At 67.9% G+C, this 1,361-nt stretch carries 3 protein-coding genes; all 3 read left to right on the top strand.

Annotated features, from left to right (window positions below; translation table 11 throughout):
• Window positions 1–461 (top strand): guanylate kinase (gmk, locus tag ABZ646_RS46705; protein WP_360533894.1); only part of this gene is annotated, 461 nt, incomplete at its 5' end.
• 51 nt (window positions 462–512) lie between these two features.
• A complete protein-coding gene (gene rpoZ, locus ABZ646_RS46700) occupies window positions 513–785 on the top strand; it encodes a DNA-directed RNA polymerase subunit omega (protein ID WP_005319902.1) in 273 nt (90 codons plus the stop codon).
• A 117-nt stretch (window positions 786–902) separates the two neighbouring features.
• The coding region (locus tag ABZ646_RS46695) for a flavoprotein (protein WP_360533891.1) at window positions 903–1,361 on the top strand (459 nt) is incomplete at its 3' end.

Below are 1,361 nucleotides of genomic sequence, written 5' to 3'. Positions count from 1 at the left end.
GGCTCTCGGTGTCGGCCACCACCCGCAAGCCCCGCCCCGGTGAGAAGCACGGGGTCCACTACTTCTTCGTCTCCGACGAGGAGATGGACAAGCTGATCGCCAACGGCGAACTCCTGGAGTGGGCCGAATTCGCGGGAAACCGCTACGGCACGCCGCGCGCGGCCGTGCTGGAGCATCTGGAGTCCGGTGTGCCGGTCCTCCTGGAGATCGACCTCCAGGGCGCCCGGCAGGTCCGCGAGACCATGCCGGAGGGCCGGCTGGTGTTCCTGGCCCCGCCCTCCTGGGAGGAGCTGGTGCGCAGGCTCACCGGGCGCGGCACCGAGGCGCCCGAGGTGATCGAGCGGCGGCTGGACGCGGCCAAGGTCGAGCTCGCGGCGGAGCCGGAGTTCGACGAGACGCTGGTCAACACCTCCGTCGAGGACGTGGCGCGCGAGCTGCTAGCCTTGATGGACGTTGTGTGATCGTCGCTGATCATTCAGACTGAATCTTTCCCATCCATCGGAAGGCAGAGCGTGTCCTCTTCCATCACTGCGCCCGAGGGCATCATCAACCCTCCGATCGACGAGCTCCTCGAGGCCACCGACTCGAAGTACAGCCTCGTGATCTACGCGGCCAAGCGGGCCCGTCAGATCAACGCGTACTACTCGCAGCTCGGCGAGGGCCTCCTCGAGTACGTCGGTCCGCTCGTCGACACCCACGTCCACGAGAAGCCGCTCTCCATCGCCCTGCGCGAGATCAACGCGGGTCTGCTGACGTCCGAGGCCATCGAGGGCCCGGCGCAGTAGTACTTTCGTATTGCGGTTGACTTATCCACAGGCCCGGCAGTCACGCTGCCGGGCCTGTGGTGTGTCATGGAGTCGTGAGTTCCTCGTGAGTTCGTGGATTCGTCGAATGGAGGCCCGGTGAGCAAGCCGAAGGTCGTGCTGGGGGTCAGTGGCGGCATCGCCGCGTACAAGGCCTGTGAGCTGCTGAGAAGGTTCACCGAGTCGGGTCACGACGTCCGCGTCGTCCCCACCGCCTCCGCGCTGCACTTCGTGGGCGCCGCCACCTGGTCCGCGCTCTCCGGCAACCCCGTCTCCACCGAGGTCTGGGACCACGTCGAGGAGGTCCCGCACGTCCGGATCGGCCAGCACGCCGACCTCGTCGTCGTCGCCCCCGCGACCGCCGACACGCTCGCCAGGGCGGCCCACGGCCTCGCCGACGACCTGCTCACCAACACCCTGCTCACCGCCCGCTGCCCGGTCGTCTTCGCCCCCGCGATGCACACCGAGTCGTGGATCACCAACGCCTACGTCCTGGTCTTCGGTGGGCTGCTGCTCCTGGGAGCACGCGCCGGTGATCTCTTCGGGCACCGCAAGGTC

This window comes from Streptomyces sp. NPDC007162, assembly GCF_040634175.1.
Taxonomy (GTDB): domain Bacteria; phylum Actinomycetota; class Actinomycetes; order Streptomycetales; family Streptomycetaceae; genus Streptomyces.
This window is presented reverse-complemented; position numbering and strand designations above follow the sequence as displayed.